Source organism: Micromonospora sp. NPDC023633 (assembly GCF_040640035.1).
In the GTDB taxonomy this organism is placed as follows: Bacteria; Actinomycetota; Actinomycetes; order Mycobacteriales; family Micromonosporaceae; genus Micromonospora.
The window spans coordinates 26,000-44,379 of record NZ_JBFABB010000041.1 but is presented as its reverse complement, the minus strand read 5'-3'; the positions used below and the strand labels follow the sequence as shown (position 1 = coordinate 44,379).

The 18,380-nt window shown below is 70.7% G+C and carries 29 protein-coding genes, 1 tRNA gene and 1 pseudogene; 3 read left to right on the top strand and 28 right to left on the bottom strand.

The window, feature by feature from the left end:
* Positions 1-23: 23 nt before the first annotated feature.
* From AB0G13_RS15310 to AB0G13_RS15200, 23 genes are all read right to left on the bottom strand, one after another.
* A complete protein-coding gene (locus tag AB0G13_RS15310; protein ID WP_357874210.1) occupies positions 24-284 on the bottom strand; it encodes a hypothetical protein in 261 nt (86 codons plus the stop codon).
* 34 nt (positions 285-318) lie between these two features.
* Positions 319-519, bottom strand: a complete 201-nt coding sequence (locus tag AB0G13_RS15305) for a hypothetical protein (protein WP_357874208.1) — start codon at positions 517-519, stop codon at positions 319-321.
* A gap of 206 nt (positions 520-725) precedes the next feature.
* A complete protein-coding gene (locus AB0G13_RS15300) occupies positions 726-1,526 on the bottom strand; it encodes a hypothetical protein (protein WP_357874206.1) in 801 nt (266 codons plus the stop codon).
* Positions 1,526-2,041 (bottom strand): VUT family protein, encoded by a 516-nt coding sequence (locus AB0G13_RS15295; RefSeq protein ID WP_357874203.1) that lies wholly within the window; start codon positions 2,039-2,041, stop codon positions 1,526-1,528. The genes AB0G13_RS15300 and AB0G13_RS15295 overlap by 1 nt, the downstream gene beginning before the upstream one ends.
* Positions 2,038-2,721: a hypothetical protein gene (locus AB0G13_RS15290; RefSeq protein ID WP_357874200.1), complete on the bottom strand. Its 684-nt coding sequence runs from the start codon at positions 2,719-2,721 to the stop codon at positions 2,038-2,040. The genes AB0G13_RS15295 and AB0G13_RS15290 overlap by 4 nt, the downstream gene beginning before the upstream one ends.
* Positions 2,718-2,915: a hypothetical protein gene (locus AB0G13_RS15285; protein WP_357874197.1), complete on the bottom strand. Its 198-nt coding sequence runs from the start codon at positions 2,913-2,915 to the stop codon at positions 2,718-2,720. Before AB0G13_RS15285 ends, AB0G13_RS15290 begins: the two co-directional genes overlap by 4 nt.
* Before the next feature lie 390 nt (positions 2,916-3,305).
* Positions 3,306-4,652 carry an AAA family ATPase gene (locus AB0G13_RS15280; protein ID WP_357874194.1) on the bottom strand — a complete coding sequence of 449 codons (1,347 nt, stop codon included), beginning with the start codon at positions 4,650-4,652 and terminating at the stop codon, positions 3,306-3,308.
* Positions 4,649-5,005, bottom strand: a complete 357-nt coding sequence (locus AB0G13_RS15275) for a hypothetical protein (protein WP_357874190.1) — start codon at positions 5,003-5,005, stop codon at positions 4,649-4,651. The genes AB0G13_RS15280 and AB0G13_RS15275 overlap by 4 nt, the downstream gene beginning before the upstream one ends.
* Before the next feature lie 98 nt (positions 5,006-5,103).
* Positions 5,104-5,997 carry a hypothetical protein gene (locus AB0G13_RS15270; RefSeq protein WP_357874187.1) on the bottom strand — a complete coding sequence of 298 codons (894 nt, stop codon included), beginning with the start codon at positions 5,995-5,997 and terminating at the stop codon, positions 5,104-5,106.
* Positions 5,998-6,000: 3 nt separating this feature from the next.
* The gene (locus AB0G13_RS15265; RefSeq protein WP_357874184.1) at positions 6,001-6,801 is read right to left on the bottom strand and encodes a RecT family recombinase; all 801 of its coding nucleotides are present in this window, start codon (positions 6,799-6,801) and stop codon (positions 6,001-6,003) included.
* Entirely contained in the window at positions 6,798-7,763 is a 966-nt protein-coding gene (locus tag AB0G13_RS15260; protein ID WP_357874182.1) for a lambda-exonuclease family protein, read from the bottom strand. Before AB0G13_RS15260 ends, AB0G13_RS15265 begins: the two co-directional genes overlap by 4 nt.
* Positions 7,760-8,020, bottom strand: coding sequence for a hypothetical protein (locus AB0G13_RS15255; protein ID WP_357874179.1), 261 nt, complete (start codon positions 8,018-8,020; stop codon positions 7,760-7,762). Before AB0G13_RS15255 ends, AB0G13_RS15260 begins: the two co-directional genes overlap by 4 nt.
* A complete protein-coding gene (locus tag AB0G13_RS15250) occupies positions 8,017-8,271 on the bottom strand; it encodes a WhiB family transcriptional regulator (RefSeq protein WP_357874176.1) in 255 nt (84 codons plus the stop codon). The genes AB0G13_RS15255 and AB0G13_RS15250 overlap by 4 nt, the downstream gene beginning before the upstream one ends.
* Positions 8,268-8,594, bottom strand: coding sequence for a hypothetical protein (locus AB0G13_RS15245; RefSeq protein WP_357874174.1), 327 nt, complete (start codon positions 8,592-8,594; stop codon positions 8,268-8,270). The genes AB0G13_RS15250 and AB0G13_RS15245 overlap by 4 nt, the downstream gene beginning before the upstream one ends.
* The gene (locus AB0G13_RS15240) at positions 8,591-9,241 is read right to left on the bottom strand and encodes a hypothetical protein (RefSeq protein WP_357874171.1); all 651 of its coding nucleotides are present in this window, start codon (positions 9,239-9,241) and stop codon (positions 8,591-8,593) included. Before AB0G13_RS15240 ends, AB0G13_RS15245 begins: the two co-directional genes overlap by 4 nt.
* A 100-nt stretch (positions 9,242-9,341) precedes the next feature.
* Entirely contained in the window at positions 9,342-9,518 is a 177-nt protein-coding gene (locus AB0G13_RS15235; RefSeq protein WP_357874169.1) for a hypothetical protein, read from the bottom strand.
* Positions 9,515-9,664, bottom strand: a complete 150-nt coding sequence (locus AB0G13_RS15230; RefSeq protein WP_357874166.1) for a hypothetical protein — start codon at positions 9,662-9,664, stop codon at positions 9,515-9,517. Before AB0G13_RS15230 ends, AB0G13_RS15235 begins: the two co-directional genes overlap by 4 nt.
* Entirely contained in the window at positions 9,664-9,882 is a 219-nt protein-coding gene (locus AB0G13_RS15225) for a hypothetical protein (protein WP_357874163.1), read from the bottom strand. Before AB0G13_RS15225 ends, AB0G13_RS15230 begins: the two co-directional genes overlap by 1 nt.
* Positions 9,879-10,142 (bottom strand): hypothetical protein, encoded by a 264-nt coding sequence (locus AB0G13_RS15220; RefSeq protein WP_357874161.1) that lies wholly within the window; start codon positions 10,140-10,142, stop codon positions 9,879-9,881. The genes AB0G13_RS15225 and AB0G13_RS15220 overlap by 4 nt, the downstream gene beginning before the upstream one ends.
* On the bottom strand, positions 10,142-10,432 hold the full coding sequence (locus AB0G13_RS15215; RefSeq protein WP_357874158.1) for a hypothetical protein: 291 nt from the start codon (positions 10,430-10,432) through the stop codon (positions 10,142-10,144). The genes AB0G13_RS15220 and AB0G13_RS15215 overlap by 1 nt, the downstream gene beginning before the upstream one ends.
* On the bottom strand, positions 10,429-10,899 hold the full coding sequence (locus AB0G13_RS15210) for a hypothetical protein (protein WP_357874155.1): 471 nt from the start codon (positions 10,897-10,899) through the stop codon (positions 10,429-10,431). Before AB0G13_RS15210 ends, AB0G13_RS15215 begins: the two co-directional genes overlap by 4 nt.
* Positions 10,900-10,991: 92 nt before the next feature.
* Complete coding sequence (locus AB0G13_RS15205) at positions 10,992-11,231, bottom strand: helix-turn-helix domain-containing protein (RefSeq protein ID WP_357874152.1); 240 nt, start codon at positions 11,229-11,231, stop codon at positions 10,992-10,994.
* A 1-nt stretch (position 11,232) separates the two neighbouring features.
* Positions 11,233-11,478 carry a helix-turn-helix transcriptional regulator gene (locus AB0G13_RS15200; RefSeq protein WP_357874149.1) on the bottom strand — a complete coding sequence of 82 codons (246 nt, stop codon included), beginning with the start codon at positions 11,476-11,478 and terminating at the stop codon, positions 11,233-11,235.
* A 225-nt stretch (positions 11,479-11,703) separates the two neighbouring features.
* Here AB0G13_RS15200 and AB0G13_RS15195 point away from each other — a divergent pair, with 225 nt between their 5' ends.
* Positions 11,704-12,108, top strand: a complete 405-nt coding sequence (locus AB0G13_RS15195; RefSeq protein ID WP_357874146.1) for a helix-turn-helix transcriptional regulator — start codon at positions 11,704-11,706, stop codon at positions 12,106-12,108.
* A gap of 152 nt (positions 12,109-12,260) precedes the next feature.
* Positions 12,261-13,280, top strand: a complete 1,020-nt coding sequence (locus AB0G13_RS15190) for a site-specific integrase (protein ID WP_357874144.1) — start codon at positions 12,261-12,263, stop codon at positions 13,278-13,280.
* 88 nt (positions 13,281-13,368) lie between these two features.
* On the opposite strand, the gene AB0G13_RS15185 is transcribed toward AB0G13_RS15190, so the two are convergent.
* Positions 13,369-14,664 carry an Ig-like domain-containing protein gene (locus AB0G13_RS15185; protein WP_357874141.1) on the bottom strand — a complete coding sequence of 432 codons (1,296 nt, stop codon included), beginning with the start codon at positions 14,662-14,664 and terminating at the stop codon, positions 13,369-13,371.
* 299 nt (positions 14,665-14,963) lie between these two features.
* Entirely contained in the window at positions 14,964-16,241 is a 1,278-nt protein-coding gene (locus AB0G13_RS15180; protein WP_357874138.1) for an Ig-like domain-containing protein, read from the bottom strand.
* A gap of 187 nt (positions 16,242-16,428) precedes the next feature.
* On the opposite strand from AB0G13_RS15180, the gene AB0G13_RS15175 reads away from it, so the two are divergent.
* Positions 16,429-16,504, top strand: a tRNA-Lys gene (locus AB0G13_RS15175).
* Between the two features lie 61 nt (positions 16,505-16,565).
* Here the strand turns inward: AB0G13_RS15175 and AB0G13_RS15170 are convergent.
* From AB0G13_RS15170 to AB0G13_RS15160, 3 genes and pseudogenes are all read right to left on the bottom strand, one after another.
* The gene (locus tag AB0G13_RS15170; RefSeq protein WP_357874245.1) at positions 16,566-16,814 is read right to left on the bottom strand and encodes a tyrosine-type recombinase/integrase; all 249 of its coding nucleotides are present in this window, start codon (positions 16,812-16,814) and stop codon (positions 16,566-16,568) included.
* The gene (locus AB0G13_RS15165; RefSeq protein WP_357874135.1) at positions 16,738-17,571 is read right to left on the bottom strand and encodes a site-specific integrase; all 834 of its coding nucleotides are present in this window, start codon (positions 17,569-17,571) and stop codon (positions 16,738-16,740) included. The genes AB0G13_RS15170 and AB0G13_RS15165 overlap by 77 nt, the downstream gene beginning before the upstream one ends.
* 515 nt (positions 17,572-18,086) lie before the next feature.
* A pseudogene (locus tag AB0G13_RS15160) lies at positions 18,087-18,380 on the bottom strand (hypothetical protein); the annotation flags it as partial.

Here is an 18,380-nt window from a genome sequence, read left to right as displayed (position 1 = left end):
GTTGGAAGTGGCACCCCCTCCGATCAGTCCGTGTAGACCGCGACGGTGACCGTCCTGTCGCGCGGCGACCGGACCGCGCCGCCGAAGCAGGCGTTCCCGTCGTCGCACAGCACGACCAGGTCGTGGTCGGACAGCGCACGGGTCTCGTCGTCCATGACGACCTCGTAGATCGCCTCGGCATACCGGGTGGCGGTGCGGCTGACCCGGTTGCTGAGGTGCTTGATCTCCTCGTACCGCTCGGTATTGCGGCGGAGGAACGCCAGGAACTCTTCGTTGCCGCTCATGTCGATTTCTCTTTCTGGTCCTGGGGAATGTCAGTTATCGCGATGCAGAGGCGGCCTTGACGGCGGCCTTGTGCTCGCGGTGCCATCGCTGCCGGGCGGAGACGGTGTGCATCACGTCGTCCGACTGGGCACCGCAGGAGCAGAAGGCCGGACCGCAGCACGCTCTCTGTCCGCGGAGGTCGTAGACCCGGCCCTCGTTCCGCAGGGTGTGGCCGGCGAGGCGGTTGGACTTCACAGTTCCTCCTTGATCGTTCTTTGCCGCCAAGACACTGCTTCTGGCGGTACCGGTCATGCCGTTGCAGTTCGCGCAGCCGGGCTGATCGCCGCTGTCGCAGTTGCCGCAGAGCACCCGTCGGTCCGGCTGCGGGTACGCGTCGTCGGCCGGACGTACTCGGCCGCAGCAGTCGCAGTAGTAAGGGCCGACCATCGGGGACTCGTCACTCACGCCGCCACCCCGAACATGTCGACCAGGGACCCCTGGTGCGGTCGGCGGTGCGCGGTGGCGACGTTGGCGAGCACGACGTCACGCCACTCGCGGGCCCGGACCGGGCAGTTGGCTTCCCACTTGACGACCCCGTGCCGGCAGCGGCCAATCCGCTTGCGGGCTCCGGCCGACCAGGCAAACGAGTCGGCGGAGGCGAGCAACTGCCCATACATCAGCAGGCCGCGGGTCTTCGCGCCGTACGCGTGCAGCCGCACCCCGCGCGCGGCGAACGCCTCCACCAGCTCCTGCACTTCGGCCGTGGCTTCGCGCCGGCAGGTGGAGCCGAGCCCAACGACCGGCTCGGCGAGGAGGTCGACTCCGGCCGCGTCGTACATCTCCCAGCAGCGCAGGTAGTCGGCCGGTTCCCAGCCCTGCAAGACGGGCACGATGTGCGGGTCGCCGGGCTGGTCAAGCAGGGCTCGCAGTTCGAGCAGGTTGTCGACACTGCGCCGCTGGTGCTCTCGGACGGTCAGGCCGGTCTTCGCGGTGATCCACGGCTCGCACATCCAGTCCTGCGGGCTGGCCCAGCGAAGCATCCCGATCTCCTGGGCGTGGCGACGCAGTGCTGCCACGTACTCCTGCGGGGTGATCGTCCAGCGGCCGTGCTGGGACAGCTCCGAGAATCCTCGGGAGTCCTCCACCCACCAGTCCAGGGCCTCCGGCAGTTGCTTGAGTCGCCGGAGTCGCCCGAACGACACCATGAGCGGGTAGCTGGCCCGGCCAAGCCAGTGGGCGTCGGCGCCGACGTAGAAGTCCATCAGGCCACGACCGTCCGGCGGCGGGCCCGAATCGTGGCGAGCACGATCACGGCGGCGACGGTCATGTAGGTCTTGCCGACGATCTGCCCGGGCAGGAACGCCAGCGACCCGAAGGCGAGCCACAGGAACAGGGCGGAGTCGACGACGAGCCCGACGGCGTTGGAGGCGGCGACTGCCAGCAGCCAGCGGCGGCGGCGCAGCGGCGTGTAGACGGCGAGGTCGGCCAGTTCGGAAACGAGGAACGCGGCGCCGGCGGCGAGTGCGAGTCCGGGCCCGGCGATGGCCACCGACAGGGCGGTGCCGGCGAAGATGGCGGCGACGGTCCACGCCCATCCGGCGGCTTCGTGGAGCAGGTCGCGCAGGGTGAAGGCGAGGCCGGCGAAGAGGACTCCGGCGGGGGCGAGCAGGCCGAGGCCGATAGGGATGGCGCCGTAGGTGGCGACGGCCCAGTTGGCGGCGGCGATGGTGCTGATGTAGGTGGCGGCGAGGGTGAAGATGCGGGCGGGGCGGGTCATGACGCCTCCTTGGCGGTGTGGTCGGTGTGGCCGGTCTGGTGCGGCACCACCACCGGCGCGGGCAGGTCGGGCCACTGCACGGCGTCGAGGGCGGCCCGGTGCGTCTTCGGCATGTCCGCGAGGGGGTGGCCGAGGTGGTGGGCGGCCATAGCGGCGAGCCACAGCGCGTCGGCCTCGTCGGCGGTGCCCTCGTACCACTTCCAGTGGCGGGCGGCGGCGAGCACCATGAGCGACTTGTCTGCGTTGCCGCGGCCGGTGGCGTACTTCTTGAGGCTGGCGGGCGGGATAACGGCGACGGGGATCTCGCGGGCGCGGAGGGCGATCACGACGGTCCACCACAGTCCGGCGCGTTCGTGGTGCCCGGACTGGCGGCTGCTGCCCTGACTGCCGTACGAGGGTCCCTCGACGGCGGCGAGGTCGATGCTGCGGAGCCAGCGGGCGGTGAGGCTGTCGCGGATCCAGAGGATGCGGTCGACGCCGCGGAGGCCGGGCGGGGGCTTGAGGGCTTCGGTCCAGCCGTTGCCGGCGATGCCGGTGCATGTGAGCGAAAGGTCGAGGCCGAGCACCTTGGGAGCGAGGCGGGCGCGAAGGCGGGCGGGGTCGTCGATGGTGCCGGGCGTCTGGTCGGCGGCTGCCTGGCGGAGCCACTCGGTGACGTGCGGCGGGCTGGGCTGGGTCATCGGGTCACCTCGGCGGGGGCCTTCCACTGGCCGGTCTCGGCCGCCTCGACGCGGGTGCGCTCCTGGGCGGTGAGCTTGTTGCGCCAGTAGGTCGGCGAGTTGGGGCAGAGCTGGCAGGCGGGGATGTGGCCGGCGGGTCCGGGCTGTCCGGGGAAGCCGCACGTAGCGGTGGGCTGGGCGGTGGGCTGGCTCATCGGGTCTCCCTACGGATGGCGGGCTTCTGGCGGGCGAGGCGGCGGATGGCTTCGGTCTGGCGGGCGGCGAGGTCTGGGTCGGCCTGTTGCGCTGCGAGCCGGTCGAGCAACTTCTCAGCGATGGGGCCGACGGGCTCGGGCTCCGCGCTGGGGGTGTTTTGTTGATCTCTCCCCCCTCTCGGGTCACGTTCCGGCCTCCCTATAGAGAGGCCGGAAAACGTGACTTTCCGAGGGAGGGGCCGCGTGACTTTCTCTTCCGAGCCGCGTGAGTTTGTGACCTGCGGAAACTCGGCGGACGTATCGATGCGTGACTTTCCCCGTGACTTTCTGCCAGACATCGACGTGTGACTTTCTCCGTGAGTTTCTTCGCCACGCTGCGTGGCTGACATGTCACCGCTCGTGTCGGTCATCGCTGGCCTCCGAATCGGGCATCCAGGACGCGGGAGCGGCGGCGAACCAGCGGGTTCCGTGACCCCGGCCGCCCTTCCCGCCCGTCTCGGCGCGCTCCGTCAACAGGCCCTGCTTCACCAGCTCGCGCAGCTTCCGGCGGGCCTTCTCCACCTGCGCGGCGGTCGGCTTCTCCGTCGAGAAGATCCGCCCCGCCGCCTCGTTCGCCGAGATCCCGTCGGTCACGCAGCGGCGGGCCAGCACCATCACGTCGGTGTCCTCGTTGTGGAACACCTCCGACAGGCCGGTCTCCCGGTTGTGCAGCACCCGCAGCGGCCCCACCTCGTTCATGGGCTGCTTGAGGTGGGTGAAGTCGATGACCGGGTCGCCCGGGTCGCCCCACAGCAGCACCACCGAGCCGCAGCCGGACGTGAGCCACGTCGAGCCGTAGATGCCGTTGATGTTGTTCGGCTTCCCGCCGTCCGCGCCGCTCTTCACCACGTGGTGCAGCTCGACGATCTGGACGCCCTCGGCGAGGGCGAGCTGGCGGGCCCGGTTGTAGCCGGCGCCGACCTCGTCCTTCGACAGGCCCACCGCGGCGTCCTTGAGGCTGTCGACGAACACCACGTCGGCGCCGTGCTGCTGGGCCAGGCGCAGCAGGCCGGCCGGGTCGGCGGCGAAGTCCGTCGGCGGCGGCCCGGACCAGAACCGCAGCACCTCGGCGAGGTAGGAACGGCCGATCTCCTCTTCGGCGTCGGCGAACATGCGGGCGAGGTTGCGGCGGGCCTGCTCGGGCCGGTCCATCGCCAGGTACAGCACCCGCTGCTCGCACGGCTCGACGGGGAAGCCGAGCACCTCGCCGGAGATGCCGGCGACGGCGCGCAGGAGCTGCCCAGCGATGGTGGTCTTCCCGACGCCCTGCGGGCCGGCGATCATCAGTGCCTCGCCGCGGGCCCACAGGATGTCCTCGCCCTTGCCCCACAGCGCGGGGGGCGTCGGGGGCAGGTCGAACAGGAAGCTCGCGCCGTCGTGCACGCGGGCCGCGTCGTCGGCCTGGGCCTTGGCCAGTACCGCCTGCTCTTCGTCGTAGGTGGCCTGGGCGGCGGCGCGGGCCTTGAGCCGGATCAGTTCCCGCTCGGTCTCCTCCTCGAGGTAGCGCGCCTTGCGCTCCTCGCGCTGGCGGGCCAGCTCTTCGCGCTGCCGGACGCGGGCGGCTTCGACCTGGGCGCGGGCGGAGGCGGTCTGCTTCTCCCAGGCGGCGTGCTCTTCCGGGTGCCGGTCGGGGTCGAACGGGTTGGGTTCTTCCGGCGCCACGGTGTCCATGCCCTCCCAGTCGATGTCGACGGTCATGCCGTCACCTGCTCGCCGGGGGCCAGCGGGCGGCCGGTCTCCCAGTCGACGGGCCCGCCGTCGTAGCGGTAGCCGGGCGGTCTGCCGAGTTCGGCGTTGATCTGGGCGGCGCAGGCGGCCATCTCCGCCATGCGCTGCTGGTAGCGCTCCTCGGCGGTGGTTCGCTGCTGCGGATGGCGGGCCCAGGTGGCGTGCAGCTCGGCGACGTCGGCGACGTACTCGGCGGTGCGCCCGGACTCGTAGGCGAGGTGCATCAGGTAGGCGACCTGCTCGCGGTTGAAGGTCTGCTGAGGGCCCTGCAAGGCGTCGGAGGCGGCGAGGATCCCGCCGGCGCTCGGGGTGGTGCTGGTCATCAGGTCCCCCCTGGTCGTGGTCGTGCTGGTCGTGTGGCGGGGCCCCGTCGCGCGCTCGATGCGCGGTGCCGGCCGGGTCCGGGCGGGGCGGGCCGTCATCAGGCGGCCTGGGTGGTGCGGACGCGCTTGACGAGTTCCAGGGCGCGGCTGCCGCTGATGTGCAGGGCGCGGGCGATGTCGGCGGCGGTCATGCCGCGGTCGAGGCCGATGGCGATGGCGCGGTCGCGCTCGGTGCGGGTGAGGGAGACGCGTTCGCCGGCGAGGGCGCGGCGGACGGCGATTTCGTCGATGACCTCGGCGTTGGGGTCGCCGAGGTCGGGCTCGGCGTTGGGGTCGTCGAGGGCTTCGTCATCCCAGGCCAGCGGCGGCGGCCAGCCCTTCTTCGCGGCGCGGGCGGCCGTGTAGATCGACGGCCCCTGACGCATCGACAGCGCCTCGTAGGCGGTCTTGACGGCGGCGGCGAACCGCTCCGTCACCCACTCCTGGTCCTTGACCTGGTCGAGGCGGTGGATGGCGGATCCGCCGGCGGCGATGATGTCGGCGAACGTCCAGCCGAGCCGGGCGAGTGCCCGCATGCGGCGCAGGGTTCCGACGACCGGCACGAGGTTGGGGGTGCGCGGCCCGGGCTCCCGGTCGGGGGCCGAGACGGCGAGAATGCGCAGGGCGTTGTCGCGGCACACGAACCGCCGGTTGGCCTGGTAGCGGATGCCGGAGACGGTGCTGCAACTCATGTCGGCGGCGGCAGCGATCTCGTCGATGCGCATGCCGGCCTGCTGGAGGGCGAGGATGTGCCCGCGCACCTTGTCGATGCCGTAGCTGAGGGGCTGGGCGAGTTCGACGGAGAGCCGCTGGCGTCGGGCACTCCATGACTGGTAGCGGCGGCACTTGGCGCAGCCGGCCTGGTACTTGTGGTTGTCGCAGTGCGGTGGCCGGGCGTAGGGGCCGCTGGTGGCGGTGAGGCTCGGTCGGTGGCGGGTGGCGGTGGTGGTCATGTCTCAGGCCACCCCGCTCGGGGTGATGACCTCGCCGGTGTAGACCTCGGCGCGCACCGGCTCGGCGGGCTGTTGCGGGGCGGGCGGGGTGCTGGCGGGCTGGTTGGCGATGCGGGCGGCCTCACCGGCGGCGCGGGCCTGGTCGGTGAGGTACTCGTTGCTGGTGGGCACCCACTTCGCCAGCTCGTGCACGGCCGTCTTCAGCCACATCGAGCGGGGCCACTTGTTCCACGGCGAGTCGTCCTTGTGGGTGCCGTTCGCCGCGGCCTTGTGCTCGTTGACCTCCTCCTTGCCCATCTCGATGACGCGGGAGAGGGCGCCGCCGCGCATGACGGCGTAGGCGTAGACGCCGACCATCTCGCCGCGCTCGGACTTCCCGGCGAACCGGTCACGCTTGTGCAGCGGGCGGTCCATGGTCTGCTCGTCGAACTCGTAGGTGTCGTTGGCGTAGACGATCTCGGCCTTGACGGAGATGACGGCGCCGGCGCGGTACATGCGCTCGATCTCGCCCTTGTAGTCCTCGATCCCGGTGACCTTCCCGCCGAACGGCACGAAGTGGTACGTGTCGCCGGGGCGGTGGCCGAGTTCGGCGCACTCGAAGACGGCGGCCATGAAGCTGCCGGGGTTGGCGGCGGCGACGCGGGCGAGCTGGTCGTTGCCGCGCAGCAGGCCGATCATGGTGCGGTAGAGCTTGTCGGGGTTGACGTGGGACGGGGCGACCATGGCGAGGTCGTCGCGGTACTGCTCGACGAGGGCGGCGGGGCCCTGCTCGCGCTGGGCGACGGCGTTGCTGACGCTGCTCACGAGTTCTCCTTGCAGGCGATGAGCTTGTTGACGGTGCTGGTGGTGGCGTAGGCGGCGTGCACGTCGGGCTGCTCGGCCTTGAGCCGCTTCGTGTCGATGCGGGTGGTGTCGTAGACGGACCGCTGGGCGACCTTTCGGCCGTCGCACACGGCGGTGCGGGCGTCGCCGAGTAGGCCGCGGATCTGGTTCTCGACCTCGGCGAGTGCCGTCTTGGCGTCGTCAAGCAGGGCTCGCCGGGTGGCGTACTGGTCGGCGAGGTGCTGCGGGATGGTGACGACCTCGTCGACGACCGTGGGGTGCAGCTGCTTGAGGGCGGACGTGGTGGCGGCGCTGCCGTCGAGGTCCGGGGGGTTGTCCTCGGCAAGGCGTCGCGTGAAGTCGATGCCGGCGAAGATGATGGTCTGGGCGTCCTGGGGGTCCCACTCGACGACGTACTCGCGGTAGGAGTTGCCGCCGCACAGCACCGGCAGCCAGCAGCGGCGGGCGCCGTAGACGGTCATCTCCTGCTGGACCTGGGCGGCGTAGTGGGCGGGGATCTGCCCGGTGCCGGGGGTGCCCCAGCCGTCCCACGACCAGGTGGTCTTGATCTGCGCGAGTTCGTCGCGGCTCGGCTCGACGTTCTCCAGGATCAGGTCGGGGGTGGCGAGCATCCAGCGGTGCTGCGGGTGCCGGTAGAGGCCGCCCGGGACGCTGATGAACTCGGGGTGGTTCTCGCGGAACTTCTCGGCGATGGTGGCCTCGTGGCGCAGGCCCCACTCCATGGCCTCGGTCATCTCGGTGACCGTCCCGAGCTTCTTGCGCCAGTAGAGGGAGAAGGGGCTGTCGTACGGGCTGATGCCGAGGACGGCGGCGATCTCGCTGGCGCCGATGCCGGTCGCACGTTCGGCCAGCCACCGGTCGCGGTCGCGGCGGATCTCGTCGTGGTCCATGACCAGCTCGGGCTGGTGCAGGGTGGTCGTCATGCCGCGCCTCCCTGGTTGCTCGGGTCGTGAATGGGGCAGCGGGGGCCCTGGATGAAGGCGCGGACGCCGACCTGGCTGCCGCACTCGCGGGCCTCGTCGCCGATCCAGTGCCGGCAGGTCTTGAGGGCGGCGGCGCGGGCGAGGACGGTGCCCATGCCGGGCGGCACGTACGTGTGGTCGGGGGCGTCGTGGTTGCGGCGGGGGACGCCGCAGCCGTCGACGGCGCAGCCCAGCGGCAGCACGGTGGGGGCGCTCATGCCGCCCTCCGCTTGAGCTTCCGGCGCTCGTTCTCGGACAGGCCGCCCCAGACGCCGAACCGGGTGTCGGTCTTCAGCGCGTACTCCAGGCACTCGGCCTTGACCTCGCAGCGCGAGCAGATGCGCTTCGCTTCGCGGGTGCTGCCGCCCTTCTCCGGGAACCAGGCCTCCGGGTCGGCCTGCGAGCACAGGGCTCGCTCCTGCCATTCCGGGACGGTGCCGAGCAGGTCGGCGGGGCCGGCGGTGCTCACAGCGCCTCCCGGGTGTTGACGCCGTTCACAGCGGCGAGGTGGTTGGCGATGCGGGCGGGCTCCAGCGGGCCGATGGGCAGCACTCCGAGGTACGGAACATCGACGAGCCGGTAGGCGACGGCGGCAAGTGCGGCGGCGGGCCGGCGGATGGCGGGAATGACAGCGGTGGGGGTTCTGTCGGGCCAGGAGACGGCGGCGGCGGTGCGCAGTTGGTCGAGCCAGTGCTCGTCGGCGCCGGGGTGGTCGGGTCCGAAGGCGGCGGTGGCGAGGTCGGCGAGGAGGTAGCGGACGGTGCCGACGCGCTGGGCGGGGATGGTGGTCACCGGGCCACCTCGTTCTTCGGCAGGGCGTCGATGGCGGCCATGAGTGCGGCCGTGGCCTTGCGGTGTCCGTCGGCCGTTTCGCCCGACCAGCGCCAGGTCTTCGCGGCGTCGACGACGGCGTCCTCGGCGGCGGTCTGGTTAGCCCAGGCGGTGTTGGCCTTGACGGCGCTGTCGCGGTCGGCGCGGGCTCCGGCGAGTTCGCGGTTGGCGTGGTCGAGGGCGGCGGTCAGCTCGGCGACCATGCTCCGCAGCCCGGCCACGGTCGTGGCGGCCCGACGCAGCGCCTCCAGGTCGCGGGCGTACAGCGGGTGTCCGTCGAGCAGGTCGTAGATGCCGTCGCCGTTGGCGGCGATGTACTCGCCCACCCGCTCGGCCGCCCCGCCCAGCTCGGGCAGGTCGCGGCTGTCGTCGGCGATGTCGTCTGGCTGGCCGGGGATCACGTCGACGTGGGTGAGGGCGATGCAGGATGCCTCGGTGGTGACCCAGACGGCGGGGGTGTGCCCGCCGAGCAGTTCGGCCTTGGTGCGGGTCTGTCCGTACTTCGGAGCGTCGTCGCGGGTGCCGGTCCAGTAGCGGACCCAGTCGCCGGGAAGGTGCTCGGCGTTGAAGTTGTCGACGGTGGCCTGGACGTCGGTGGTGGTGGTCATGCGAGGCTCCAGATCAGGAGGGGTCCGGCGATCGGGACCCAGGCGAGGGCGGTCAGGGCGGCGAGGACGGCGAGGCGGCGGTGCCGCGACGGCCGGGCGGTCACCGGGCGTCTCCGCTCGGGTAGCTGCGGCGCTCGTGCGACTCGGCGAGATCTCGGAGAGCGGCCTCGATGCGGGGCCAGTCGTCCGGGTCGTCGTCGCCGGGCCGGTCGAGGTACTGGTGGATCATCAGTGCGGCGATGCGGTGCGCCTCGCGCTTGGCCTGGCGGGCGTTCACGCGGCGTCCTCGGCGTTGCAGCACTCGCCGTCGGGGGCGGGGCAGCCGTGCAGGCAGAACCCGCACGAGCGGTCGTTGCAGTGCTCGCCGGTGTCGTCGGTGGCGCACAGGTGCGGGTCGCAGATGCAGCAGTCGGCGGGGTTCATCAGTGGCTCCTGGCGTGCTGCTGGACGTGGGCGATGAAGTCGCCGAGGGCGGCGAAGTAGGGCAGGCCCTGGGCGCCGGACTCGCCGTTGCCGGCGTGGTAGGCGAAGCCGTTGTTGTGCAGCGGGCCGGGGGCCTCGTGGGACCAGTGGTCGCAGATGGCGGTCACTCCGCCGTCGGCGTCGCCGCCGAGGAACATGAAGCTGGGGAAGCCGTTCATGCGGCACCTCTCATGTCGAGGTAGTAGGTGTCGAGGCGCTCCACGGCGGCCCGACGGCGGGCCAGGTGGTCGGCGGCAACCTGCTGCCGGTACTCGACGGCCTCGTCGGGAATCGCGATCAGGGCGGCGTGGAGGGCGTCGATGTCGGCGCGGACGGCGCGCCACTCGGCGGCCTGGTGGTGGCGTTCGATGACCTCGCCGATGTAGACGGCGACGGCGAGGAGCAGCGCGAGGGCGACGGCGGCAAGGACGACGCGCATCACGCCACCGCCTTCCAGTAGCCGCCGGACTGCGACCAGCGGGTGGCCGGCGCCGCTTCCAGCAGCCACTCGGGGGCGAGTGCCACGCCGATCCGGTCGCGGGTGGTGTCGCAGACGCAGGTGCACAGGTCGCCGTCGATGTGGCCGCAGTCGGCGACGACGCGGGGACGCCACGGGGTGTGCGGGTACTGCGCCGGGTCGGCGGGCGTGGTGGCCGGCCGGGTGGGGGCCGGGGTCGCGCCGGCCCGGTCGACGATGAGGCCGAGGTTGCCGAGGTCGAAGGCGGTCATCGGGTGCCGCCGGCGGCGCGCTTGGCGATCGAGTTCAGCTGCATCTGCAAGCGGCGGGTGCTCCACGCCTTGACGTCGGCCACGTCCTTCTCGGTGACGTCGAAGTGGGCAGTGACGGCGCCGACGGCGGTGTCGACGGTCAGTTCCCGCGCCGAGTCGAAACCGGCCGCGTACTGCGACGACAGGTGCGGCGGCAGGATTCCGAGAGCGGCCAGCAGGTCAACGGCCTGGCGGATGCTGTCGGCCGGGTAGTCGGTGGGCTTGTGCAGCAGGTCGCCGCGCATCAGGCGGAAGCCGGTGCCCATGCCGTCGCTGCCGTCGCTGATGTCGACGCCGAGGGTGCGGTCCGGGTTGACGAGGAAGCCGCGCAAGTTGCGGGTCCAGCCGTTGGCCTTGCGCCACCGGCTGATGTTGGCGAGGAGGCGCCGGTCGGCGCCGGTGGTGTGGGCGGTGACCGTGTCGGTCATGGTCTAATCCCTTCGTTCGGGCGTCCCTGTCGGTCTTGGCGGATTGCGGGGGCGCCTGTCGTCGTCTCGGACCGGGCGGCCCGGACGGGGTCTCAGGCGGCGAGCGGCGCGGTGGCCGGGCGTTCGCCGGCGGCGACGATCTGCTGGAAGTGCGCCTCGGTGTACCGGCGGTGCCGGCCGATGAAGGTGCAGGGGATCCGGCCTGCCTTGGCGGCGTCCTCGACCCACGAGACCTTCACGTTGAGGCGGCGGGCCAGGGCCTCGTCGTCCATCAGAGGGGTGGTGCCGACCAGAGCGGCCGGCTGCTGCTGAGGCTTCGTCGAGCGGGCCATCTCAGGCCACCTTGTCCTCGACCAGTTCCTCGACCGCTACCTCCAGCCGGCGAGCGATTCGCACCGCAGCGGGGAGGCTGGGCAGGATCTTCTGGTCCATCCAGCGGGCGAAGACGGACCGGTGGATGCCGAGGAACTCGGCGGAGGCGCTCGGTCCGGTTACGCCCCTCTTGGCGAGGAGTTCGGTGATCCGCTCTCGGTTCAACTGAACCGATGTCGCATCGGAGCGACGATTGTTCGCATCCATGCGACGAGCCTAGCTGTCGCAATTGTGCGACACAAGGGGTACGGCTTGGCGTTTCTTGTGCCCGTTCGGTCATCTATCGTTGCGACTATGCGACGTGAAACCGAGGCGTTGACGCCTGCATCCTCGCCGTCTATGGCCCGCCCCGTGTCGCGCCGCCGCGACAAGATCACGGCACGTGCTACCGAGTTAGTGCGTCGCACCCTTGCGACGCCTTACGGTGAGCCCATGACCGAATCGGCAGCCGACCCCGCCCGCACGCCATGGGCCCGCTACCTCAAGGAAGTCACGGAGCGACCAGGCTGGAACGTCACCCGACTCGCCTCGGAGTCGAAGATCCATCGCAGCACGATCTACCGGTGGATCAACGGTGAGACCAGCGGCGCCAACGTCGACAGCGTCCAACGCATAGCCGCCGCCGTCGGCGACAACCCGGCCGCCGCACTGGCCGCCGCCGCCGACGTGCTCGGCCAGACCGACCCGGACGCTGCTGAGGTCGCCATGGTTATGGCGTCCGACTTGCCCGACTCGGTCAAGGAGGAGCTTGTCGCCGAGCTGCGCCGCATGGCCCGTGCCGACGCCGACCGCCGCCGCTCCTTCGTCGACTCGTTCATCCGGCTGCGGCACGCCTGACGGTGTGGATCGAGCAGCATGGCCCGGCCTGGCGTATCCGTGACCGGGTAGGCACCAAGAAAGTCACCGTCGCCGACGGCTACCGCACCAAGACCGCCGCCAAGCACGCCATGAAGGTCCTCGCAGGCGACCAAGCCCGCGGGGACCTTGTCATGCCGACCGCTGGCGCGAAGCTGCTCGGCGACTGGGTGCACGACTGGTGGGATGCCCGCAAGTCCGGGCTGCGTCCGAACACGCAGAAGAGTGAGTGGTCGCGGATCCAGACGCACATCCTGCCTACCCTCGGCGACAAGCCGATCCGCGACATCACGCCGTTGCAGGTGCAGCGGTGGGTGTCGGACCTGGGCAAGCGGCGTTCGGCGAAGACCGTGGCGAACGTCCACGGCGTCCTCAACACGATCATGACGGGGGCGGTGGCGGAGCGGCTGATCCGCGTCAACCCGTGCGCGGGGACGCGGCTGCCGCGCGGGCTGCGCGGCGAGATGCGATTCCTCACCGAGCCGGAGGCGGGCCGGCTGCTGCTGGCCTTGCCGGAGCACTACCGGGCGCTGTTCATCGTGGCGTTGGGCACGGGGCTGCGGTGGGGGGAGTTGGCGGGGCTGCGGGCCGGGCGGGTGGATGTCCTCGCCGGGACGCTGCGCGTGGAGGAGACCCTGTCGGAGCTGCCGGGGTCGGGGGAGTTGGTGTTCGGGCCGCCGAAGACGGACGCGTCGCGGCGGACGGTGTCGTTGCCGGGGGAGGCCCGCCAGGCGCTCGTCGGCCTGGTCGCCGACAAGCGCGCGGACGAGCTGGTGTTCGTCACGCCCAACGGGCTGCCGCTGAGGATCCGCAACTTCCGGCGGGTGTGGCTCGCTGCGGTCGAGCGCGCGGGGGTGGAGGGGCTGCGCTTCCACGACCTTCGGCACTCGCACGTGGCGTGGCTGCTGTCGGCGAAGGAGCCTCCGTCGTTGACGGCGATCCAGCGGCGCCTGGGGCACACGTCGATCACGGTGACGTCGGACCGGTACGGGCATCTGCTGCCGGCGGTCGACGAGCGGATCGGCCGGGCGTTGGACGCGGCTCTGCCGAAGTCGGACTGGGGGCAAACTGGGGGCACAGAGTCCACGGCAGCCCCCGACAACCCACCCCAACCCACGGCGTCTAGCACGGGAAATGGCGGCGCGGGCCCGTGACGTCGGACCCGCGCTGGTTTCAATTCCCATCAGTCACCCGGTGACCGAAGGCCCCCTCCTCGCGGAGGGGGCCTTCGGCGTTCCGGGCTCAGCTGGTCGGGGTGACCGTGGGCTCGGCGGTCTCCTCCGGGGCGGCCTCGGCCGCCGGCTCGTACGGCAGGGCGCTGCCCTTGACGTACTGCTCCCAGCTCATGTTCCAGTCGGTCCAGCCGTTGCCGTTCTGAAGCTTCCGTTCGGTGCCCTTGACCGTGATCGGGTCGCCGACGCGGGTGTTGGCGAACAGCCAGGCGCCGTTGGCCATCGAGACGTTCACGCAGCCGTGCGAGACGTTCACCCGGCCCTGCTGCCCCTCCGACCAGGGCGCGGCGTGGATGAACTCGCCGCCCCAGGTCAGCCGCTGGGCGTAGTCGATCTTGGTGCGGTAGCCCTCCTCGGGGCCCAGCTCCTCGAAGGTGTCGAAGACCGTCTTGCGCAGCTTCTCGATGACCACCATGGTGCCGCTGGAGGACGGGGTGCTCTTCTTGCCGAGGCTGACCGGGATGGTCTTGATCACGGAGCCGTCCTTCGTGACGGTCATCCGCTTCGTCTTGTTGTCCACCGTCATGAGCACCGCCGGGCCGACCTTGATGCCGACGCTGAGGTCGGCCCGGCCGTACCAGCCGTCGCCCAGCGGCAGCCCGCCAGCCTGGACCCGGTAGGAGACCTCGCTGTTCGCCTGCCAGAACTCCTTCGGGCGGTAACGGATCTCGGTCGGGCTGACCCAGTGCCAGATGCCCTCCTGCGCCGGAGAGGAGGTGACCGTCATCCGGCTCTGCACGTCGTCGCGGTAGTCCTCCGGGATGGCCCGGCTGAACTTGACGATCAGCGGCATGCCGACGCCGACGACCTGGTCGTCACCCAGGAAGCTGCTGATCCGGACCTGCCTGCCGGGCTTCGCCATGGTGGTGAACGTGCTGGTCGCCGTGGCGGGCCGGCCGTCGTCGCCGGTCGCGGTCACCGTCGCGGTGTAGGTCTCGCCGTACTCCAGCGCGCCGGCGGGCAGCCAGCTCTTCCCGTCGGCGGCCAGCTCGCCCTCGACGGCCGCGCCGGCGGAGTCCTTCAGCTCGACCGTGGTCTCCTCGGCCTCCGTGGCGGTGAAGGTGATGCCGGTCGACGCGGGCACGTCCTTTGCGTCGGCCTTGGGCTCGACGATGGTGGCCGCCGCCTTCGGCGGAGCGGGCTGGTCGTCGCCGTTCTGCCAGCCCGAAGGCTTGCCCCCGCCGCCGTCGGTGCAGGCGGAGGCCAGCGCGAGCGTCACGGCGAGCACCGCCGCCGCGAACCCGCGGCGTCGCCCGTCCCGCCGGTCGCCTCCGCGCCGGATCAGCTGGTCCTGGACAGCTCGCATGATTCCCTCACAGTCGTGGTCCCCGGTTGCCCATCGTCCCTCACTGACGCACCGGGACAGGTACCCGTTCCGCAAGGTGAACCGAAACACGCCGTACGAGATGTCCGAATGTTGATAAGATCCGGGGCTTTCCGGAGATCGGCTCGCCTTTCCCGGCGTGCGCCGCTCGTGACCGGGCCCGGGAGCGCGGAGGGAGGCCCGCGCCATCATCGGTCCGGGCGGTGCCGCGGCCGGGCCCACGAGGACGGCGACCGGCCCGCGGACGCGGGCCGGTCGCCGGACCGTCGGTGGGGGCTGCCCTAGAAGGCGGACCCCTCGCCGGCCTCGGGCACCGGCACGGCGCTGCCCTTGACGAACTCGGACCAGCTCAGGCTCCACGCCGTCCAGCCGTTGCCCGGCGCCAGCCTGCGTTCGGTGCCCGTGATGGTGATCGGGTCGCCCACCTTGGTCTTCCCGAACAACCAGCGGGCGTTCGCCATGGAGACGTTGACGCAGCCGTGCGAGACGTTCACCCGGCCCTGCTGCCTCTCCGACCAGGGCGCCGCGTGGATGTACTCGCCGCCCCAGGTGAGCCGCTGGGCGAAGTCGATCTCCGTGACGTAGCGGTTCGCCGGGTCCGGATCGTCGCGCGTGTCGAAGACCGTGGACTCCTTCTTCTCCATCACGACCATCGTGCCGCTGGAGGAGGGGGTCTTCTTCTTGCCCAGGCTCACCGGCAGGGTGCGGACCACCTGGCTGTCCTCGTACACCGTCATCTGCTTGGTGGCGTTGTCCACCTTCATCTCGAAGGCCCGGCCGATCTTGGCCGTGGCCGTACGGTCGACGTTGCCGTAGCGGCCGTTGCTCAGCGGGATGCCGGCCAGCGCGATCCGGACGGTGAGCGTGGTGCCGGGCTTCCAGTACTCCGGCGCGCGGTAGTAGGCCTGGGTGCCGTTCTCCACCCAGTGCCAGGCGCCCGGCTGCGGCGGATCGGTCTGCACGAACATGCGCTTCTGCACCGCCGCCCGGTCCTTCTTCGGGATCCCCGGGTGGAACTCGGTGACCACTGGCATCGCCACGCCGTAGGTCTTGTCGTCGAAGAGGTAGAGGCCGGAGCTGATCACCGACCTGGGCTTCGCCATCGTCGTGAAGGTGCTCGTGCCCTGGCTGGTCACCCCGTCGGGGCCGGTGGCCGTGACCGTGGCCGTGTAACGGGTGCCGTACTTGAGCGGCTTCGACGGCACCCAGGACGAGCCGTCGGCGCGCAGCCGCCCCTCGACCTGGCCGCCGTTGGCGGCGGTCAGCGTGACGCTGGACACCTTCCCGCCGCCGGGCAGTTCGGCGCTGATCTCGGAGCTGACCGGCCGGTTCTTCCCCCCGTCGGCCGGGCTCACCGTCAGCGGCGGACCGCTTGGCGCGGCCGGGGAGCCGGGCTCGCCCGTCGTGCCCTCCGCACCCGGTGTGGCGGACGCCGCCGGCGCGGTGCCGCCGACGAACTCCGCCTTCTTCTTCTGCTCCGCGCCGCAGCCCGTCAGAGCCAGCGACGCCATCAGGCCGAGGGCGCCCACCATCGCCCCGGCCCGCGCGAACATGCCCATCCCCACCTCTGTTCTCGCGTACCTGGCGCACATCGTGCCGCATGGCAGCCTCATGTCCGCCCCCTGTCGTCGTCCGCCCGGTGGGTTTGTCACTGTATGCCCGTTAAGCTCGGCCGAAGGGGGGAGCCGGGGATCGGATTGGAACCCCCCTCGGGAGGCGTGCTAATGTTCTCCCCGTTGCCAGCGAGCGCCGCTAGCTCAACTGGCAGAGCAGCGGACTCTTAATCCGCGGGTTCGGGGTTCGAGTCCCTGGCGGCGCACCAGCAGTAACACCCTCAGGGCCGGTCATTGAGACCGGCCCTGACCCCTTTTGGTGACCCTACGTCAGGCCTCGAACAGATAACCCAGCTTGTCTGTGGTCGACCGCTGGGCCTGTCGCGTGACCTCGACGTAGACCAGTTTGGTGATCGTCGGGGAGCTGTGCCCCAACACGTCTTGGATCTTCTCGATCGGTACGCCCTGCTCGTAGAGCAACATCGCGCACGAGTGACGCAGGTCATGGAAGCGCACTCGACGTAGCCCGGCACCGTCGAGGAGCCAGACGAAGTGCCGGTTGAGGTTGCGCGGCTCGATTGGCGTTCCGATGCCGGTGGTGAAGATCAGGCCGAAGTCCTGCCACCTGTCGCCCCGTGGTCTTTCGCTCCGCGTCTTGCATGAGTTTGTGCTGTCGAAGTGCGGCCAGGCACGGCGGTGGAAGTCCGATCACCCGTTCCGACTCGTCGGACTTCACCGGTCCGAACACGAGCCGACCGTTCAGACGTTGCAGCGACTGACGGACGAAGAGGACGCCGTCGACCAGGTCCACGTCCTGCCAGCGCAGGGCGAGCGCTTCACCGCGGCGAAGGCCGAGAGCCAGCGCCACCGCGTAGAGGGCGTACAGGCGATCCGACCGCGCAGCCTTGAGTAGCAGCTTGGCTTCCTCGCCGGTCAGCGGTGTGAACCGCGGACGGTACCGGTGTGCGAGGCGCAGGTTGCGTGCCGGGTTCTCGGCGATGAGTCCGTCAACCACGGCATCCTGAAGCGCCGCCCGGATCATCCGATGTAGGTGGCGGATCGTGCCGTCGGACGGGTAGGACTCGCAGCATTGGCGCGGGTGCTTCGCGCAGCAGCGAGCTTCTTTCCCGGCTGCCCGTCGGGCCGCATCCTTGCCCTGCGCACAGCACTGGCAGGTGCTCTTGGCCCGGTAGGTGCGCAAGGTGCTGGGCCGGACCCGATCCTGGAGGACCTCTCGCTGCCAGTAGGCCATGAAGTCCGCCACGGACTGGATGGACCCAGCAACCCGGATTCCCGCCTGAGCCTTGGCCTTCAACCCGGTCAGCTTCTCGTGCACCTCCTCCCAGGAGCTGCCGTAGACGCTTCGGCGGATCTCGCGGCCATCATTGGTGAATACCCAGGCGCGGCCTTCCCAGCGCCCGTCCTTGCGCTGGCGGATGTTGCCCTCACCCAGCCAACCAGCAGCGCCCGAAGAAGCAGCAGGTCAGCCACCACGAGGGGTGGCTGACCTGGTGGGCGACGGACGAGTCGACCTGTACGCCGGATTCTGTTAGGCGGGGCAGGTGACTCGCGAGCATCTGTGGCCGGACCCTTGGTTGCAGGAGGCCGGCGACCAGAGTGGTAGGCGGGTGAACGCCTCCGGATCGGACGAAGCACCCCGCGGCCGGATGGCAGCGGGGGTGCTTCTAGCTCTTGAGGGTTTGGGTGTTGATTGTGATGGTGGCGCAGACACCCACGGCATCTGGAACCCAATAGAAGTCGCAGTCTCTCCAGGGGCGCGTCGACGGCAGCGGCGCTCGTAACGGGCCGGCGCGCCCGGCCTCAGCCGGGCGCGCTTGCACGTCGCGCTGTCTAGACGATTCGGTTGTATCCGCCCCAGCCGCTGCCGATCTGGCGCACGTCTCCGTACGGCATACCGCCGTCGCGGGTGTAGTTGTTGGAGAACAGCCACATGGTGCCGTCGGACTTGACGCCGAGCAGGTCGGTGAAGCCGTCCCCGGTCGCGTCGGCCGGGACAATGCTGGCGTAGTTGTTCCAGCCGCTGCCGACCTGGCGCACGTCTCCGTACGGCATACCGCCGTCGCGGGTGTAGTTGTTGGAGAACAGCCACATGGTGCCGTCGGACTTGACGCCGAGCAGGTCGGA

What these genes read in the sequence shown, in the direction of transcription:
- AB0G13_RS15240 (WP_357874171.1), bottom strand. Translation starts at nt 9,241, where the DNA reads ATGACCACCACCACCGACGTCCAGGCCACCGTCGACAACTTCAACGCC.
- AB0G13_RS15220 (WP_357874161.1), bottom strand. Translation starts at nt 10,142, where the DNA reads ATGCGCGTCGTCCTTGCCGCCGTCGCCCTCGCGCTGCTCCTCGCCGTC.
- AB0G13_RS15180 (WP_357874138.1), bottom strand. Translation starts at nt 16,241, where the DNA reads ATGGGCATGTTCGCGCGGGCCGGGGCGATGGTGGGCGCCCTCGGCCTG.
- AB0G13_RS15255 (WP_357874179.1), bottom strand. Translation starts at nt 8,020, where the DNA reads ATGAGCGCCCCCACCGTGCTGCCGCTGGGCTGCGCCGTCGACGGCTGC.
- AB0G13_RS15230 (WP_357874166.1), bottom strand. Translation starts at nt 9,664, where the DNA reads ATGAACCCCGCCGACTGCTGCATCTGCGACCCGCACCTGTGCGCCACC.
- AB0G13_RS15285 (WP_357874197.1), bottom strand. Translation starts at nt 2,915, where the DNA reads ATGAGCCAGCCCACCGCCCAGCCCACCGCTACGTGCGGCTTCCCCGGA.
- AB0G13_RS15295 (WP_357874203.1), bottom strand. Translation starts at nt 2,041, where the DNA reads ATGACCCGCCCCGCCCGCATCTTCACCCTCGCCGCCACCTACATCAGC.
- AB0G13_RS15195 (WP_357874146.1), top strand. Translation starts at nt 11,704, where the DNA reads ATGACCGAATCGGCAGCCGACCCCGCCCGCACGCCATGGGCCCGCTAC.
- AB0G13_RS15290 (WP_357874200.1), bottom strand. Translation starts at nt 2,721, where the DNA reads ATGACCCAGCCCAGCCCGCCGCACGTCACCGAGTGGCTCCGCCAGGCA.
- AB0G13_RS15225 (WP_357874163.1), bottom strand. Translation starts at nt 9,882, where the DNA reads ATGAACGGCTTCCCCAGCTTCATGTTCCTCGGCGGCGACGCCGACGGC.
- AB0G13_RS15210 (WP_357874155.1), bottom strand. Translation starts at nt 10,899, where the DNA reads ATGACCGACACGGTCACCGCCCACACCACCGGCGCCGACCGGCGCCTC.
- AB0G13_RS15275 (WP_357874190.1), bottom strand. Translation starts at nt 5,005, where the DNA reads ATGACCAGCACCACCCCGAGCGCCGGCGGGATCCTCGCCGCCTCCGAC.
- AB0G13_RS15270 (WP_357874187.1), bottom strand. Translation starts at nt 5,997, where the DNA reads ATGACCACCACCGCCACCCGCCACCGACCGAGCCTCACCGCCACCAGC.
- AB0G13_RS15200 (WP_357874149.1), bottom strand. Translation starts at nt 11,478, where the DNA reads ATGGATGCGAACAATCGTCGCTCCGATGCGACATCGGTTCAGTTGAAC.
- AB0G13_RS15260 (WP_357874182.1), bottom strand. Translation starts at nt 7,763, where the DNA reads ATGACGACCACCCTGCACCAGCCCGAGCTGGTCATGGACCACGACGAG.
- AB0G13_RS15280 (WP_357874194.1), bottom strand. Translation starts at nt 4,652, where the DNA reads ATGACCGTCGACATCGACTGGGAGGGCATGGACACCGTGGCGCCGGAA.
- AB0G13_RS15185 (WP_357874141.1), bottom strand. Translation starts at nt 14,664, where the DNA reads ATGCGAGCTGTCCAGGACCAGCTGATCCGGCGCGGAGGCGACCGGCGG.
- AB0G13_RS15310 (WP_357874210.1), bottom strand. Translation starts at nt 284, where the DNA reads ATGAGCGGCAACGAAGAGTTCCTGGCGTTCCTCCGCCGCAATACCGAG.
- AB0G13_RS15215 (WP_357874158.1), bottom strand. Translation starts at nt 10,432, where the DNA reads ATGACCGCCTTCGACCTCGGCAACCTCGGCCTCATCGTCGACCGGGCC.
- AB0G13_RS15205 (WP_357874152.1), bottom strand. Translation starts at nt 11,231, where the DNA reads ATGGCCCGCTCGACGAAGCCTCAGCAGCAGCCGGCCGCTCTGGTCGGC.
- AB0G13_RS15190 (WP_357874144.1), top strand. Translation starts at nt 12,261, where the DNA reads ATGCCGACCGCTGGCGCGAAGCTGCTCGGCGACTGGGTGCACGACTGG.
- AB0G13_RS15300 (WP_357874206.1), bottom strand. Translation starts at nt 1,526, where the DNA reads ATGGACTTCTACGTCGGCGCCGACGCCCACTGGCTTGGCCGGGCCAGC.